The following is a 15,323-nucleotide window of genomic DNA, read 5'->3' as shown; positions in this document are numbered from 1 at the left end:
TATATGATGCCGCGCCTGCGGCTGAGTCCGAGCCCCGCCGGGGTTGTCCGGCGGGGCTCCTTCTATCAATTTGGCGGCTCTGCGCCTATATATATGAGGAGTATCCATTATGTTCAATGCTATCGCGCACGCTTTACTTGCCCTCGCGTCCGAGTTCGATGCTGCAAAGGTCGAGGATGTCCCTATGAGCCTGAAGGCATGGATTGACGGCTCGGCGAGCAACGGCTGGCGGGAGTCGATGGGCGCCAAGTGCCTGGTGCGTCACTTCTTTGCAAATTAGCCACATGGTCTCGCGCTCGGTGGGGAATGTGCAAAACTAGCGGTTGATAAATCGCTTTAGCGACATGGCGCTTTGCTTTGGGCGCTTGTTTTGGTATTTAGAGAAAGGGGACGGTTCCATGGCTCTTTGGGGCGGTCGTTTTGAGACAGGCGTGGCCGAGGTCACGCAGGAGTTTGGCGCGTCGCTGCCGGTCGACAAACATCTCTATAAGCAGGATATCGCTGGCTCTAAGGCACATGCCAAGATGCTGGCGGCCCAGGGCATTATCAGTGCAAAGGACGAGCAGGCGATTGCCGAGGGTCTGACCGCAATCGAACAGGATATCGATGCCGGCAACTTCACCTTCGATATCAACGACGAGGACATTCATATGTCCATCGAGAGCGAGCTGACCCGTCGCATCGGCGAGGCGGGCAAGCGCCTGCATACCGGGCGTTCGCGCAACGACCAGGTGGCGACCGATACGCGCCTGGGCGTCAAGGCGCTGGCCAAGGAGCTCATGGAGGCCAATCTTGAGCTGCGCCACGTGCTGGTGGATGCGGCCAAACAGTACGACAAGGTGATTCTGCCGGGTTACACGCACATGCAGCATGCTCAGCCCGTGCTGCTGTCGCATCATCTGCTGGCGTATTCTTGGATGTTCGCGCGCGACTTTACACGCCTGAAGGCCGCCTTTGATGCTGCCGACAACTGCCCGCTGGGCGCTGCCGCGCTTGCCGGTACGAGCTATCCGCTCGATCGTCAGATGACGGCCGCCGAACTTGGCTTTGCGGGCGTGATTCCCAACTCGCTCGATGCGGTTTCCGACCGTGATTTCCTCCTCGACCTGCATTACGCCGGCTCCGTCATGGCGATGCACCTGTCGCGTCTTTCCGAGGAGATCGTGCTGTGGTCGAGCTCCGAGTTTGGCTTTATCACGCTTTCCGACTCGTATTCCACTGGCTCGTCCATCATGCCGCAGAAGAAGAACCCCGATTTTGCCGAGCTTATCCGCGGCAAGAGCGGCCGAGTCTATGGCAACCTGGTGCAGCTGCTCGTGACCATGAAGGGCCTGCCGCTCGCTTATAACAAGGACTTACAGGAGGACAAGGAGGGTGCGCTCGATACCGCCCATACGCTCATGCAGTGCCTGTCCGTTATGGCCGGTATGATCTCGACCTGGACCGTCAACGAGGATGCCATGGCGCGCGAGTGCGGCGTGGGGCACCTTGCCGCCACCGATGTTGCCGATTACCTGGCCAAGCGTGGCCTGCCGTTCCGCGAGGCCCACGCCGTGGTGGGCCATTTGGTCCTGATGTGCGAGAAGCGCGGCTGCAATCTTGAGGACCTGCCGTTTGAGGTGTTCCAAGAGGCAAGCCCGCTCTTTGAGCACGACATTACCGAGGCACTCGACATTCCGTCGATTGTCGCTGCACGCACGACCGAGGGCGGTACCGCCCCTGCCGCCGTTGCCGTGCAGCTGCAGCGTGCCCAGGCACAACTCGTTGCCGACGAAGGTGTGCTTGGATCGCTGACCAAGGTCGTCGAGATGGGCCACGGGGCAAAGTAAGGGTTTAGTTGAAGCGGCTTTGGCCATTTATTGATAAATCGTTTTTGCCTTTACGGGCGTCTGCTGCAGCGGACGCCCGTATTTTGTTGCAATGGGAAAGGGGCTTGTCGATAACTTCTGTAGGACCTTTGGGCAGGTTGTGAAGGGGCTACGTTCACGGGCGGCAACCGACCGTCCGCTCGGTTCGGTGCGGTTGATGCGCGGTCGGATGGTACTCTAATCGGGCTTCGAAACAGAAGTGACACATATGGAACGTTTTAATAAATTGTAGTGTTCAAAAAACAGCTTTTTGTTTAACTGCAGCTAAAACTCTGTTACGATGCAGTCCAGGCGGGTGCCGGAATGGGACTTGGGCACGCGCGAACCTACTTGAAAGGCTACCTTATGGCTATCGAGAAGACCTTCATCATGATTAAGCCCGACGCTGTGCGCGATCGCAAGATCGGCGAGATCGTCGCTCGCATTGAGCGTAGCGGCCTTGTCATCGAGCGCATGGAGATGACCACGCTCGAGCGTGCTACCGTCGAGGAGCACTACGCCCATCTGGCCGACAAGCCCTTCTTTGGCGGTCTCTGCGACTTTATGACGAGCGGTCCGGTCGTCAAGATGGTCGTTTCCGGTCTCTCCGCTGTCTCCAAGATGCGCACCCTTATGGGCGCTACCAACCCGCTTGACGCTGCCCCCGGCACCATTCGCGGCGACTTCGCTGTCGATGTCAACGCCAACGTGATCCACGGCTCCGACTGCCTGGAGAACGCCGAGATCGAGATCAAGCGCTTCTTTGGCTAAACCAGCTTTGACTCCTCAAAGCTGTTAGCGTGTGGCTTTGGCGCCGCGGAATTCCATCCGCGGCGCCCTTTTTATTCCAGTAGATTTCTAGGTATATCCCAAAATCTACTAAACAGCCCCCGTCCGGATGTTTCTTCCGGGCGGGGGCTGGCGTTAGCATATGGCTTTGTAGGTCTTTAGGCCTCGTCGACGACCTTGAGTCCGCGGGTCTGGTCGATCTCGTTGATGAGATTGACGCGACGCTCGTGGCGGCCGCCCTCAAACTCGGCGTCGAGCCACTCGTCGACAATCATCTTGGCGAGCTCGGAGCCCACGACGCGGGCACCAAAGGCGAGCACGTTGGTGTTGTTGTGCATGCGGGAGAGCTTGGCGCTGAAGGGCTCGGAGCACACGACGGCGCGTACGCCCTCGACCTTGTTGGCAGCCAGGCTAATCCCGACGCCGGTGCCACAGATGAGGATGCCCAGGTCGACGTCGCCGTTGGCAACGGCCTTACCCACCTTGTAGCCGGCGATGGGGTAGTCAAAGCTCTCGGAGGTGTCGGTGCCAAAGTTCGCGACCTCGCAGCCGCGCTCCTTCAGGTGCTCGGAGATGATGTTCTTGAGCTCGACGGCGGCGTGGTCGTTACCGATACCGATCTTCATGGATGCTTCCTCTCTGGTCTGTGCGGCGGAGATTGCTAAAGGTTTTACCGCGTTCGACTGCATGATAGCGCGACTTTTGTGTAAACGCTCGGGTGTTTTTTGCTCAAACGCTTTAGCATGCAATAAGACCGGCTTCTCATGAATAATGCCGCTAATTTGTGCTCGAGCGCCGTCCGCCGGAACCATGGTTGTGGTTTTTGATGCATTGTTATCAAATAAAATAGCGAACTATTTTGAGAGCCCAGCCCGTTATACAAGTAGGAGATACCTATGCCTGCCGATTCCCTTCGTGATACCGCGTTTTGCGATGTTTTGAACCGCGAGCTTGTCTGTGCGCTCGGCTGCACCGAGCCCATTGCCGTTGCCTATGCAGCGGCGCTGGCGAGCCAGACGCTCGGTTGCGAACCCGATCATATGGATGTTGCCTGCTCGGGCAACATCATCAAGAACGTAAAGAGTGTGACCGTGCCTAACTCGGGCGGTATGCATGGTATTGAAGCCGCGGCCGTGCTGGGTGCCGTGGGCGGCGACGCCAAGAGCGCGCTCGAGGTGCTCGAGAGTGTTGACGATAAAGACCGTGCTCGCGTGGCCGAGCTCCTCGCCGATGCCGGCTACTGCGATGTGTCGCTTGTCGAGGACGTGCCCAACCTCTACATCAAGGTGACTGCCACGGCTGGGGGGCATACCGCGGTCGTCGAGATTACCGACCACCACACCAATGTCACGTGCCATACACTCGACGGTATTCCGGTATGCGGCAAGTCGGTGGGGGAGTGTGCCGCCTGCGCCGAGCGCGTGGTGGCCGAGCGCGCGGCAGATAGCGCCGACACGCCCATGTCGATTGAGACCATCATCGACTTTATTGAGGACGGCGATGTTGAGGGTGCTCGCGCTGCCGTTGAGCGTCAGATCGAGCTGAACGGCGCCATTAGCGCAGAGGGCTTGGCGCACGCTTGGGGCGCCGAGGTGGGCCGTACGCTGCTGGGCGCTCGTGCCGATGACGTCGCCTGCCGTGCCCGTGCCCGTGCAGCCGCCGGGTCCGACGCCCGCATGAACGGCTGCGCACTGCCGGTCGCCATTGTGTGCGGCTCGGGCAATCAGGGCATTACCTGTGCATTGCCCGTTATGGAATATGCCGAGTACCTGCGCTGCGACCACGAGCGCCTGGTGCGCGCCGTGATGCTGTCCGATCTTATTGCCGTGCATATCAAGAGCTATATTGGTGCGCTCTCGGCGTTTTGCGGTGCTATTTGCGCCGCATGCGGCGCCGGCGCCGCGATTACCTGGCTGTGCGGTGGCACGCGCGAGCAGATTGGCGCGACGGTTTCGAACACGCTCGGCAACGTGGGCGGCATCGTGTGCGATGGCGCCAAGGCGAGCTGTGCCGCCAAGATTTCCGCAGCCGTTGATGCGGCGATTCTGGGCCACGATATGGCCATGCAGGGCCGCGGTTTCCGCGCCGGCGAGGGCCTGATCCAAGATACCGTTGAGCAGACGATCGCCAGCATGGGCTATGTGGGTCGCGTGGGTATGAAGGACACCGACGTCGAAATCCTCAACATCATGATCGGCAAGACCATCGTCGACTGCTAGGGGCTCTGGGGCACTGCATCTTGTTGTTGAAACTATCGCGCTTGTGGCTGTAAAGCACCTGTCTGCATTGCGGACAGCGAGGATCTCGCGGTATGTCACCAGGTCGTTCTCGCGCTTGATGCGCTCGAGGACGGTCGCGACAACAAGCGCCGCTATCGCCGGCAGGAACGCCGCTGCCGCGGCGACGCCGGCGCCCCAGGTGCCCTCCATCCAGTTAAACGCCGGCGACAGTATCAGCGCGAACGCCACCGCCAGCAACGCGAGCATCAGCACGGCCAGCCATAGCATCCGCGTTCCCATGCGCTTGCGATCTCTTTCGACTGCCTCTTCCATAACGGTCACGTCTCCCTTCACGAGCGTGTCTATGGAGGTGTCGAATAGGATGCTCAGCATGAGCAGACTCTGGACGTCCGGATACGTCTTGTCCCGCTCCCAGTTGCTGATCGTCTGACGCGACACGTAGAGTTTCTCGGCGAGTTGTTCTTGGGAGAGCCCCATCGCCTCGCGCCTCGTCTTGATCTGGTTGCTGATGTCCATCGTCACCTCCCGGTCGTGAAGGAGCGTCCCGCGAACACGCCGGGTGCGCTATCGAATCTGTTGTACATCATATGCGGCAAGGCTTGCCGGGCGCTGCAAAAACTGTTTTGCACGGGGTTTACCTGCATGATTGTTGCTGCGATGGCTTAGCGATGTTGTCGAGCAGTCATCCAAGTGTACAGGCCCATGGCGGCGTAGCCGATTGCGGTATAGGCAACCCCATGGAACGCAAGGTCCTGGCTGCCCTCGACCGCGAGGGGAAACAGGACCGCGGGTCCGATTCCGAGCGCCGCGGGTACCCAGAAGAGCGTCCTCGCGGAGTTTGCGGCGAGCAGGCCGAGGGCGATCGCAGTTACGGGGAGCACGAGGTAGATCAGCGCCATCATGGCGATCATACCGGCATCGGATGGGACGAAGCTCACCAGGAGGGCGGGGATTGCCCAGCAGGCGCCAACGATTGCGATCAATGCGATGAGGGACGCGCGTACGGTGACGTTCATGGGGCACCTGCTAACGGGAATCGCCCCCATTCTGGCATACATCTTCAGAATGGGGGCTAAGGGGGATACCATTTCGGGGAACGGGCGCGTACCCGCGCTTTTAACTCAGCATCTTGGCGAGCATGCCGATGCCGACGCCCACCAGTCCGCCGGCGATGGCGCCGATGATGATCTGCACCGCGTTGCGCGTGCCCTTGACCCAAGGGTTCATCTCGCGCTCACGGCGCCCCTCGAGCGTGTCGCGATCGACCTGCTCGCCGCGGCTAAACGCCAACACCTCGCGGTACGTGACGAGGTCGTGCTGCTTCTTCATGCGTTCCATATACACGAACGCCACGAGCATCACGACGAGCGCCACGGCGGCAAACGCCGCGGTGGGCGCGATGTGCATGCCCCAGCCCCATTCGAGCTGGAACGCCGCCCACGCGCTCAGCACCAAAAACACGACCGCGCTCACGACCGTGATTGTGGAGAGGGCGTTGTACTTCTTGACCGCTTCGTTCATTACCTGTGCCATGGTTTCCACATCTCCTTTGATGAGGGAGTCCACGGTCACCCCGAACACGTTGGAAAGCAGCAGCAGGCTCTGGACATCCGGATACGTACGGCCGCACTCCCAGTTGCTGATGGTCTGGCGCGACACGTAGATGCGCTCCGCCAGATCGTCTTGGGACAGTCCGAGCTCCGTGCGATGCTCCTTGATGTGCGAGCCCAGCTCCATGCGTTTGCTCCCTAGAGGGTCGGGGTGACCCCTGTCGAGAGCCACCATGTCATTGACGCGAGCATCGTACCATCAAAGGTCTTTATATTTGACCCCCACGGGGCAAAATCGAGCTGTCAAAAGGCTTTATATACGACATCTAGCTGGGAAAAGAACGGTCCCCAAAGGCGGATGCCTCCGGGGACCGGTTGGTGCGTATAGAGGGGGCGAGCTTGCTTTGGGTTGGTGTTGGCCCCGCCGTTCGGCTCGACTTTGGAGCGGCGGGGCTCAGCTCTGCCTCGGCGCTGGCGAGGCAGAGCGCGGCTTTGCCCCGACGTCGGCAGCGGCTGAGCCCTGTCTTCCCGGCTTAGCCCTCTTCGCCTTTGGGCGTGCCCTTGAACGAGGGCTCTTTCTTTGGCAGCCTTCCCGCGCGTTTGAGGGCGTCTCGCAAGATCCATTCCACCTGACCGTTGGCGCTGCGCATCTCATCGTCCGCCCAGCGTTGGACGGCCTCCCAGATAGCGGGGTCTATACGGAGTGGATACTGCTTGCGTGCCATGACGTGCCTTCTTGTCGAATGTGCAATTTTGCACCCGTCCCCAAATTACTCATTGGTGTTGGGGTTAGTACAGCGAGCCTGCGTTGAGCACCGGGTGCGCCTCGGATTCACCGCAGAGCACCACCATGAGGTTGCTGGCCATCTGCGCCTTGCGCTCGTCGTCGAGCTCGATGGTGCCGCCGGCAGCCATCTCCTTCACGGCCATGTCGACCATGGAGACCGCGCCCTCGACGATCTTCTTGCGTGCGGCGATGACGGCCTCGGCCTGCTGGCGGCGCAGCATCGCCTGGGCGATCTCGGGGGAGTAGGCGAGGTGCGTGAGACGTGCATCGTCGACCTCGACGCCGGCGGGCGCCAGGCGCATCGCGAGCTCGCGGCGCAGGGCTTCGGAGACCTCTTCCACATTGGCGCGCAGCGTGATGGCGCCGGCGGCATCGGACTCGTCCTCCAGGTGGTCGTAGGCGTACACGCTCGCCACGTGGCGCAGCGCCGTCTCGGCCTGCATGGCGACATAGCTCTGGTAGTCGTCGACGTCGAAGAGCGCCTTGGCGGTATCGGCGACGTGCCACACCACGACGGTTGCGATCTCGATGGGGTTGCCCATTTTGTCGTTGACCTTCAGGCGCTCGCCATTCAGGGTACGCACGCGGGTGGAGATGGTGGTGGGGTTGCCCTTGGCGGCCTTCTGCGCCGCGGCCTTGGCGGCCTTGGAATCGCTCATCTCGAGCTCGATCATCTCGCCGATCCCGGCCGATCCGCCCATGCTCTTGCTAAAGAACGGGTTGGCCCAGAAGAAGCCCTCGTCGCGGACGGTGCCCACGTACTTGCCGAACAGGATGCACACGCGCGCCTGGCCGGGCTGCAGCGAGAAGAATCCGTTGAGTGGGATGAACCACAGGCAAAACGCGAGGATGCTGAGGCCGAGCCCCCATCCGTAGACTGCGGGCGCGTCGACGCCGTCGGGCGTGCTCGCGAGCCCGATGGTGCTCCAGATAAAGAGGCCGATGATGGCGATGAGCGCCACCGCCACGGCGACGAGCATGCCGTAGCCCGACTTGGCCTTGAGTTGCTTTTCCACGCTCATTGTGAGTTCCTTTCACGACTGCGCCGGCGTTTGCGTGACGTCCCCGGCGCCGCGCTCCAGATTGCGATGGGGAGGAGGCGAGTCCCCGAGCAGTCCGTGCGGCTGCTGATTGCATTGTGATATCACATTGAGACCAAGTCAAGGAGAATCGGATGCCGTCTCTCATGGCATAAGTGGTTCGGGGCGCCCGGCATCTACGCTCCGTAGAGGTCTTCCTGTTGCATCTTGGCTCGCAAGTCCCTATAATAGCCCCACTCACGGCTGAAGGTTTACCTCGAGATTTGGAAAGGGGAGCTGCACCATGCTTGCTTCCATGAGGATTTGGCTCTAGCCACGGTCGCGTGAGCGACCGGTACTTCGCTGCATACCACCGATCGCATCAAAGGATTATTCCATGACACAACCGAATCCCTGCGCTTCTTGGAAGCGCTCGCTCGCCATCGTCTGGATCGGCGAGTTCTTCTCCGTGCTCACGAGCTCCATTCTGCAGATGGGTCTCATCTGGCACGTCACCCTCACCACCGGCTCCGCGAGCGCCCTGTCGTTCGTGAGCCTGGCGGCCTTCTTGCCCATGGCGCTCCTCGGCGCCTTCGCGGGCACCATCGTGGACCGCACGTCCATCAAGCGTCTCATGATCGGCGCCGATCTCTTCATCGCGGCCGTGAGCCTCACGCTTGTCTTCGGCTCGCTTCGGGGCGACCTTTCTGTCGCCGTTGTGGCGGCGGTGCTGTTCGTCCGTGCGCTGGGCAGCACGCTCCATACGCCCGCCTTCAACGCGCTCACACCGCTCATCGCCCCGCCCGAGGTGCTCGGCAAGCTGGCGGGCATGCTGCAGTTCATGCAGTCGGGTAGCTATATCATCGGCAACGCCATCGCCGCGGCGGTCTACCCGGCGTTTGGTCTGACTTTCATGATCGCGCTCGATGTCGCCGGGGCGGTGCTCGCGAGCATCGCGGTGGCGACCTCCGGCATCAAGACGCCGGCGCCCGAGCGCCATACGCCCGAGGAGAACGCCGAGGCGTCGCACCGCGCGGTGCGGGCCTTCCTATTGGAGACGGCCAACGGGTACCGCGAGCTCAAACGCCATCACGGTCTGTTCGCCATGCTCTGGATCGGCTTCGCCTTCTCGGTCCTGTTCTCGCCCATATCCGCGCTGTTCCCGCTCATGGTGTTCGACCATTTTGGGGGCACCACTACGCAGTCGGCTATCGCGGAGATCGCGTTCTCGGTCGGCATGATCGCGGCGAGCGGCTGGATCGGGGCGACGGGTGGCCTTAAGAACCGCGCTCTTTCGTGCACGCTGGCCATCGGCCTCTTCGGAGCGGGCACGCTCGCGGGCGGCCTCGTGCCCCCTTCCGCGCTCGTTGTGTTTCTGGGGCTTACGTTCGCGATGGGGGTCTCGAGTCCGCTGTACAGCGCGCCGCAGATGGCGCTCATGCAGGAGCGCGTCGATCCCGAGTGCATGGGCCGCGTCTTCGGTCTGTACGGAGCGGTCTGCAGCTGGGCTATGCCCGTGGGGCTCGTCGCATCGACCTTGTTCGCGGACGCCATCGGCGTAAGCGCGTGCTTCGTGCTCATCGGTGCTGCAATGGTGATCCTAGCAGGCATCACCTGGGCGATCCCGAGCATCCGCAAGATTGGGTAGCGCTCTGGCGGAGTGCGTTTCGTTTCGGACGGCTCGTAGGGTCGCTGCGACGTGAAGGGTGGTCGACGGTGCGCCTGCGAGGGCGCCGTCGACCACCCTTTTGTTTAATTCGTCTGGCCCGGCGCCGATCATCATCTGTTCGCCGGGCGATTGCGATGCCGCCGCTTGCCGATACGCGGCTCCTTACGTTGTGCGCATCCCATCGTTCTGGCAGCGTTTCCTGCAGTTAATCTCCAGAGCCCGAGGCGGTGGCCCCTATGAGTAATCTGCTCGAATCCATTCTGCGCGTCGGTATGACCGTGTTCATCGTCGGCCCGCTCACTGCATGGGTCGCCCGCCGCGGCGCGCGCGAGCGCAGCGAGGCAACGGACAGCCTCGATTGCTTCACGGTGCGCATGCCCGCAGCCATCCGCACGATCATCGCCTGCTGCGCCGTCGCGTTCGAACTGCTCATGCTGGGTGTCTACGTCTGGCAGGGCGTCTCGCTGGGCGAGTGGGACCACGAACTTGTGTGGTTCGGTCATGCCATGGCGCTCGCGGGTATGGCTATCTGGGCCTTGCTGAGCATCCCGCGTATCGACGTGGACGGTGGGCGCATTCTCTCGCGTAACGCCTTCGGCATCCGCAAGGAGACGACGTTTGGCAACATCACCCGTGCAACGCTTCACGCGCAGATGATGAGGATCGACCTGTTCGAGGGCGACCGGAAGTTCTGCTCGATAAGCCTCGAGGGGGTGTGCTCGCTCAACCTCCTCGCCCGTCTGGAGGAAGAGGGCATCGAAGTCTCGGACGCCGTCGACGGTCCCATGACCAAGGCGGGCCTGTGTTGGTCTGCCATCAAGCCGTTGACGATTGTTTTCAACGGCATGGCCCTCGTCTTCTCGCTCGTCCTCGCCTTCATGGCGGTCTTCACCGACGAGGGTGCGCGCCTGCTCGTGCTCATCCCGTTCCTGTTCCTGTTCATAGGGGGGTTCCTGCCCCTGCTCATGCTCGGCATGCCGGCCCGCGGCATCCTCGAGATCGGCAGGCAGGAGCGCGCGCTCGGTTTCTCCTTCTCCGAGGAGATGGCAAGCCGAGGTGCCACGGGTACTTCGCTTGTCGATGACGATTGGTTCATCGAGATCAGCAACGCCCGCGTCGTGGCGTTTCGCCGCGATTACCTCAAGAAGATCACGGCGCACGAGAACAGCGAGAGCGGCGACCGCTGCACGGTGACCACGAGGGGTGGTCGCAAAATCAAGGTGTATGCAAGCGGGCAGCACGCTCGAGGACCTGCGCACGTGGTTCAAACAGGGTGCCAAGGTCAGAAGCACACTCGACCGCGCGGGGGACGCACTCGAGGCGACCGTTTGATTGGGTTGCCTGCCAAGGATCCAAAACGGGAAGGGGCGCTGTCGGCGCCCCTTGTCATACCAGGCCCGCTGGCCAGCGAGAGGCCTGCAGGTCGACATGTCCGTTGGCGAGGAAGGCAACGCCTTCGTCCTCGAGCAGTGTGCGCTGCGCCTCGGGCCCACCGAAGGCGAACCCCTCCGCGAGGCGGCCGTCGGCAAACACGATGCGATGGCAGGGGATGACGCCCGGTTGAGGGTTGACGTGCAGGGCATATCCCACGTAACGGGCTCGCCTGGGCTCGCCGACGAGCTTGGCGATCTGCCCGTAGGTGGCGACCATGCCCGCGGGAACCTGTGCGACCATCTCGTAGACGCTCCCGAAAAAGCCCTCGCGGTTGCTATCAGCCATCACAAACCTTTCAGTGCGCGGGTATCGGCGCGCCCGCGAGCAGCGGACGCGCTACGCCTCCAAATACCTCTCGACAAGCTCCTCAAACGCGCCGTCCATGCCCGTGGTCTCGAGCGCGCCGTCGCAGTGGGGGCGCACGTCGTCGGTGACGTTCGCCACGCCCACGCCGAGTCCGGCGGCCTGGATCATGGAGAGGTCGTTGGCGGAGTCACCCACCGCGATGACCTCGCTCATGGGGATACCGAGCATCTCGGCCAGGCGCATCAGGCCGACTCCCTTGTTCACGCCTGCGGGCATGAACTCGAGGTAGCGCTTCGAGGAGAACGTGATCTCGACGCCAAGGCGCTGCGCCAGGGGCTCAAGATCGCCCCCGAGCTTCTGCAGCGCGTCAAAGTCCCTGTTCACAAACAGGATCTTCACGATGTCGCGCCCATCCAGGAAGGACAGGTCGGGGTGGTCTGCGCTCGAGATATGCGTCACGCCGCTGATCGAGGTGAGGTACGCACGCTCGTCGTCGTCCGCATCGGGCACGAAGACGTGTCCGTCAGCGACGTTGATGTGCATGCTAAGCCCCAGCTCAAGGCCCTTTTGATAGAGCTGCTCGGCACAGTCGCGCGAGAGTCCGCAGGTGGTGAGCGGGCAGGGGTCGCCCACGCGGTTGATAAACCCGCCGTTGTACGACAGAACGTATCCGCCTTCGAGCAGCGACGCATCGACGGCCGCGAAATTGTGCATGATGGACGAGTACCAGCGCCCGCTTGAGGGGACGAACAGAACCCCCAGCTCCTTCATGCGCTTGAGCGCGCGGATGTTCGCCTCGGGGATGGCGTGATTGGAGTCGAGGAAGGTCTCGTCCATATCGCTTGCAACAAGGCGGTACATGCTAGTACACCATGCCCATGGCCTCGCGCACCTCGGCGAGCGTGGCCTCGGCGACCTCGTTAGCGCGGCGGTTGCCCTCGTGCAGGACGTCCTTGACGTAGTCCATATCCTGCACGAGCTCCTCGCGGCGCGCGCGGATGGGGGCGAAGTGCTCGTTCACGCTCTCGGTGACGTACTTCTTGAGCGCGCCTGCGCCGCCCATGCCGATCTCCTCGGCGATCTCGACCTCGGAGCGGCCGGTGCAGATGGCGGCGGTGGAGAGCAGGCCGGACACACCGGGACGGGCTTCGGGGTCGAACGTGATCATGCGCTCGCCGTCGGTCTGGCTCTTCTTGATGCGCTTGGCCGTCTCCTCGGCGGTCATGGAGATGTTGATGGCGTTGCCGTAGGACTTGCTCATCTTGCGCCCGTCAAGGCCGGGCAGCAGCGGCGTATCGGACAGCAGCGCGTCGACCTCGGGGAACACCTTGCCGTAGCGGTTGTTGAACTTGCGTGCGATGGTGCGGGTGAGCTCGATGTGCGGCAGCTGGTCGCGCCCGACCGGCACCACGTTGCCCTTGCAGAACAGGATGTCGCACGCCTGGTGCACGGGGTAGGTGAGCAAAAGGCCGGTGAGCTCATGACCGCTGGCCTCCATCTCGGCCTTGACGGTGGGGTTGCGCTGCAGCAGGGCCTCGGAGACGAGCGACAAGAACGGCAGCATAAGCTGGTTTGCCGCGGGCACGGCGGAGTGCGTGTAGATCATCGTCTTGTCGGGGTCCAGGCCGCAGGCCAGGTAGTCGATGACCATGTTGTAGACGTTGTCCTGGATGTTATCGGTGCTGTCGCGGTCGGTGATGACCTGGTAGTCGGCGATGAGCACGTTGGTGTGCACGCCCATGTTCTGCAGCTCGACACGGCTCTTGAGCGTGCCGAAGTAGTGGCCCAGGTGCAGACGGCCGGTGGGGCGGTCGCCGGTGAGCATGGTGTACTTCTCGGGGTGCTGCGGCAGGTCGGCGCGGATCTGGTTGCTGCGCTCGAGGCTGACCTCATAGCTGAGCTCGTTGGGCATGCTGTGTCCTTTTGGGTTAAGTGCCTGGCCGGCATTGTCGGTCTGGGTTGAAGATGAAGGTACCAGAGAAACGGCGTCTCTTGCCGGAATCAACGATGGTTTTCGCCGTGTCGTCCCGCAGGGTCGTTTCCCTTCTTGGGAAGGAGCCCCTCGATATGCTCGAGCCGCTCCTCATGGGCCACGTGCGCCGCGCGTTCCTCGGCGGCGAAAGCGGGGTCTTCGGGCGTGACGGTCTCATCTCGCTGTCGACTCCGGTAACACCGCGACGGCGCTCCTGAGCCTGCTCGTCGACAAGCCGGTGACTATCTACACCACCAACGGCTATGCATGTCGGTTTACGGGCGAGCTTGCTGCTAAGGTGGTGGTAATTGGCGGCGACTTCAACCCCGTTACCTGCTCGCTCACCGGTCCTATGGTTGAGAGCGCGCTGCGCGAGCTGTACTTTGACCGGGCGTTTATAGGTGTCAACGCGGTGGACGAGGACCGCGGCATCATGACGCCAGGTTATCCCGAGGCTATCAAAAAACGTATCGTGATGCAGAATTCCCAAGCGAGTTACGTACTCGCCGATAGCTCCAAGTTCCACGTGTTTTCAAATGTAAAGGTGTGCGACCTGGAGGGCTTTACTGTTATTTCCGACAAGCGCGACGCCAAAATCGGCGAACGCGTCAAAATGATCACGGCCTAGGACACTGGGGCATCGCATCTTGCCCTCAAGCCGTTGCCCACGTAACGAAGCGTGGGGCAAATGTGCGCCCCATTCCTGATTTGGGGACTAGCTTAGTTCGTCGGCTATTTGGTGCTCGTAGAAGGCTTCTACTACGGCGTTAAAGTCGCGGGCGAAGTCTTCCATGGTTCCACGCCAGGTGGCTCGGCCGGGCTTTCCTTGGCCCACATAGGCGGTTTGAATGCCGCAGTCGGGGCTGGGGAAGTCGCGCTTGGGGTCGTTGCCCACCATAAGGACCTCGTGCGGTTCGAGCCCCATGGCCTGCAGCTGCTCCAGGTAATAGGTGGCATCGGGCTTGCAACGGGTGGCGTTTCCCATGTGCGTCACGAGCTCAAAGGGGGCGTCGGCCAGGTCACCCCAACCCATGCGGCATTCGATGGCCCCCTGGGGAAAGCTGGGGTTGGTAAAGAGTGCGCAACGCAGTCCTGCGTCCCGTACAGCCTGGAGTGCGGCGTGTGCACCCGGCATGGCGTGGGCATTGATGGCATCGTCATTCTTGTACGGGAGAACTTCGCGTTCATAGTAGGTAAAAGCCTCATAGATGAGTGGGTCCGAGAGGCAGATGCCGCACCTGCGCTCGACCTCGGTGCGGTAAAACTCAAGATTGGTGCGATTGTCCGTGCCGCTTCGGCGATTGGCGTTGAGGTCGACCAGGATGGTGCCGAGGCGTGCCATCGTGCCACCGCGGCTGCATCGTCCGATATCCGCGAGCATTGACGAGACATCCTTAAAATAGCGAAGGATAAACGCGTTGAGATTGATGCTGAGAAGCGTCTCGTCCATATCGAAAACGACTGCTTTGAGCACGCGGGCACCTTTCTCGAAAAATTGTTTAGAACGTTGGCTCCGGATACTTTACCCCAAAGCCGTATACTCAACTGCTTATCGTCAACTTATGGAGACGGTCGTTCACAAGATTGCGAAAAAGTCTCCATACGAGTAAAAAATCGCAGTTCACGCTTGAAATCGAAGTGATTTCCACGTAACCTATACGAACGTGATTGCATAAGCGTCACATTAGTATCTGTCGGCTCCCGAGTGTT

15 protein-coding genes and 1 pseudogene are annotated in these 15,323 nt (G+C 61.6%); 6 read left to right on the top strand and 10 right to left on the bottom strand.

Going from position 1 to position 15,323, the window contains the following annotated elements; genetic code table 11:
• The first annotated feature begins 109 nt into the window (after positions 1-109).
• From ACQRAJ_RS03840 to ndk, 3 genes are all read left to right on the top strand, one after another.
• Positions 110-280 carry a hypothetical protein gene (locus ACQRAJ_RS03840; protein ID WP_427747768.1) on the top strand — a complete coding sequence of 57 codons (171 nt, stop codon included), beginning with the start codon at positions 110-112 and terminating at the stop codon, positions 278-280.
• 118 nt (positions 281-398) lie between these two features.
• The gene (gene argH, locus ACQRAJ_RS03835; protein WP_427747767.1) at positions 399-1,829 is read left to right on the top strand and encodes an argininosuccinate lyase; all 1,431 of its coding nucleotides are present in this window, start codon (positions 399-401) and stop codon (positions 1,827-1,829) included.
• A 384-nt stretch (positions 1,830-2,213) separates the two neighbouring features.
• On the top strand, positions 2,214-2,618 hold the full coding sequence (gene ndk, locus ACQRAJ_RS03830; RefSeq protein ID WP_055251725.1) for a nucleoside-diphosphate kinase: 405 nt from the start codon (positions 2,214-2,216) through the stop codon (positions 2,616-2,618).
• A 176-nt stretch (positions 2,619-2,794) separates the two neighbouring features.
• On the opposite strand, the gene rpiB is transcribed toward ndk, so the two are convergent.
• Entirely contained in the window at positions 2,795-3,262 is a 468-nt protein-coding gene (gene rpiB / locus ACQRAJ_RS03825; protein ID WP_427747766.1) for a ribose 5-phosphate isomerase B, read from the bottom strand.
• Between the two features lie 270 nt (positions 3,263-3,532).
• Between rpiB and ACQRAJ_RS03820 the strand changes: the two genes are divergently transcribed.
• On the top strand, positions 3,533-4,855 hold the full coding sequence (locus ACQRAJ_RS03820; protein WP_427747765.1) for a serine dehydratase subunit alpha family protein: 1,323 nt from the start codon (positions 3,533-3,535) through the stop codon (positions 4,853-4,855).
• Positions 4,856-5,221: 366 nt separating this feature from the next.
• On the opposite strand, the pseudogene ACQRAJ_RS03815 reads toward ACQRAJ_RS03820, so the two are convergent.
• The 5 genes and pseudogenes from ACQRAJ_RS03815 to ACQRAJ_RS03795 all read right to left on the bottom strand — a co-directional run.
• Positions 5,222-5,392 (bottom strand): annotated as a pseudogene (locus ACQRAJ_RS03815) (helix-turn-helix transcriptional regulator); the annotation flags it as partial.
• Positions 5,393-5,538: 146 nt separating this feature from the next.
• Positions 5,539-5,892, bottom strand: coding sequence for a hypothetical protein (locus tag ACQRAJ_RS03810; protein WP_427747764.1), 354 nt, complete (start codon positions 5,890-5,892; stop codon positions 5,539-5,541).
• Between the two features lie 100 nt (positions 5,893-5,992).
• A complete protein-coding gene (locus tag ACQRAJ_RS03805; protein WP_368145195.1) occupies positions 5,993-6,613 on the bottom strand; it encodes a helix-turn-helix domain-containing protein in 621 nt (206 codons plus the stop codon).
• A gap of 346 nt (positions 6,614-6,959) precedes the next feature.
• Positions 6,960-7,151 (bottom strand): Arc family DNA binding domain-containing protein, encoded by a 192-nt coding sequence (locus ACQRAJ_RS03800; protein ID WP_117734980.1) that lies wholly within the window; start codon positions 7,149-7,151, stop codon positions 6,960-6,962.
• 64 nt (positions 7,152-7,215) lie between these two features.
• The gene (locus tag ACQRAJ_RS03795; RefSeq protein ID WP_117734981.1) at positions 7,216-8,235 is read right to left on the bottom strand and encodes an SPFH domain-containing protein; all 1,020 of its coding nucleotides are present in this window, start codon (positions 8,233-8,235) and stop codon (positions 7,216-7,218) included.
• A gap of 394 nt (positions 8,236-8,629) precedes the next feature.
• Here ACQRAJ_RS03795 and ACQRAJ_RS03790 point away from each other — a divergent pair, with 394 nt between their 5' ends.
• Complete coding sequence (locus ACQRAJ_RS03790; RefSeq protein WP_117799207.1) at positions 8,630-9,880, top strand: MFS transporter; 1,251 nt, start codon at positions 8,630-8,632, stop codon at positions 9,878-9,880.
• A 1,407-nt stretch (positions 9,881-11,287) separates the two neighbouring features.
• Here the strand turns inward: ACQRAJ_RS03790 and ACQRAJ_RS03785 are convergent.
• From ACQRAJ_RS03785 to trpS, 3 genes are read right to left on the bottom strand one after another with little or no spacing between them, the layout of a single operon-like run.
• On the bottom strand, positions 11,288-11,620 hold the full coding sequence (locus ACQRAJ_RS03785; protein WP_427719691.1) for an MGMT family protein: 333 nt from the start codon (positions 11,618-11,620) through the stop codon (positions 11,288-11,290).
• Positions 11,621-11,671: 51 nt separating this feature from the next.
• Positions 11,672-12,502 carry an HAD-IIB family hydrolase gene (locus ACQRAJ_RS03780; protein WP_427747763.1) on the bottom strand — a complete coding sequence of 277 codons (831 nt, stop codon included), beginning with the start codon at positions 12,500-12,502 and terminating at the stop codon, positions 11,672-11,674.
• A 1-nt stretch (position 12,503) separates the two neighbouring features.
• Positions 12,504-13,553 carry a tryptophan--tRNA ligase gene (gene trpS, locus ACQRAJ_RS03775; protein WP_427719689.1) on the bottom strand — a complete coding sequence of 350 codons (1,050 nt, stop codon included), beginning with the start codon at positions 13,551-13,553 and terminating at the stop codon, positions 12,504-12,506.
• A 298-nt stretch (positions 13,554-13,851) separates the two neighbouring features.
• Here trpS and ACQRAJ_RS03770 point away from each other — a divergent pair, with 298 nt between their 5' ends.
• On the top strand, positions 13,852-14,241 hold the full coding sequence (locus tag ACQRAJ_RS03770) for a hypothetical protein (RefSeq protein WP_118098410.1): 390 nt from the start codon (positions 13,852-13,854) through the stop codon (positions 14,239-14,241).
• A gap of 87 nt (positions 14,242-14,328) precedes the next feature.
• On the opposite strand, the gene ACQRAJ_RS03765 is transcribed toward ACQRAJ_RS03770, so the two are convergent.
• Entirely contained in the window at positions 14,329-15,087 is a 759-nt protein-coding gene (locus tag ACQRAJ_RS03765) for an HAD family hydrolase (protein WP_427747762.1), read from the bottom strand.
• Positions 15,088-15,323: the final 236 nt, after the last annotated feature.

Source organism: Collinsella sp. SGI.184, assembly GCF_050313415.1.
Classification (GTDB): Bacteria; Actinomycetota; Coriobacteriia; order Coriobacteriales; family Coriobacteriaceae; genus Collinsella.
The sequence above is the reverse complement of the archived record's forward strand: the minus strand, read 5'-3'. Positions and strand labels throughout refer to the sequence as shown.

What these genes read in the sequence shown, in the direction of transcription:
- ACQRAJ_RS03805 (WP_368145195.1), bottom strand. Translation starts at nt 6,613, where the DNA reads ATGGAGCTGGGCTCGCACATCAAGGAGCATCGCACGGAGCTCGGACTG.
- rpiB (WP_427747766.1), bottom strand. Translation starts at nt 3,262, where the DNA reads ATGAAGATCGGTATCGGTAACGACCACGCCGCCGTCGAGCTCAAGAAC.
- trpS (WP_427719689.1), bottom strand. Translation starts at nt 13,553, where the DNA reads ATGCCCAACGAGCTCAGCTATGAGGTCAGCCTCGAGCGCAGCAACCAG.
- ndk (WP_055251725.1), top strand. Translation starts at nt 2,214, where the DNA reads ATGGCTATCGAGAAGACCTTCATCATGATTAAGCCCGACGCTGTGCGC.
- ACQRAJ_RS03795 (WP_117734981.1), bottom strand. Translation starts at nt 8,235, where the DNA reads ATGAGCGTGGAAAAGCAACTCAAGGCCAAGTCGGGCTACGGCATGCTC.
- ACQRAJ_RS03820 (WP_427747765.1), top strand. Translation starts at nt 3,533, where the DNA reads ATGCCTGCCGATTCCCTTCGTGATACCGCGTTTTGCGATGTTTTGAAC.
- argH (WP_427747767.1), top strand. Translation starts at nt 399, where the DNA reads ATGGCTCTTTGGGGCGGTCGTTTTGAGACAGGCGTGGCCGAGGTCACG.
- ACQRAJ_RS03790 (WP_117799207.1), top strand. Translation starts at nt 8,630, where the DNA reads ATGACACAACCGAATCCCTGCGCTTCTTGGAAGCGCTCGCTCGCCATC.
- ACQRAJ_RS03800 (WP_117734980.1), bottom strand. Translation starts at nt 7,151, where the DNA reads ATGGCACGCAAGCAGTATCCACTCCGTATAGACCCCGCTATCTGGGAG.
- ACQRAJ_RS03840 (WP_427747768.1), top strand. Translation starts at nt 110, where the DNA reads ATGTTCAATGCTATCGCGCACGCTTTACTTGCCCTCGCGTCCGAGTTC.
- ACQRAJ_RS03780 (WP_427747763.1), bottom strand. Translation starts at nt 12,502, where the DNA reads ATGTACCGCCTTGTTGCAAGCGATATGGACGAGACCTTCCTCGACTCC.
- ACQRAJ_RS03810 (WP_427747764.1), bottom strand. Translation starts at nt 5,892, where the DNA reads ATGAACGTCACCGTACGCGCGTCCCTCATCGCATTGATCGCAATCGTT.
- ACQRAJ_RS03785 (WP_427719691.1), bottom strand. Translation starts at nt 11,620, where the DNA reads ATGGCTGATAGCAACCGCGAGGGCTTTTTCGGGAGCGTCTACGAGATG.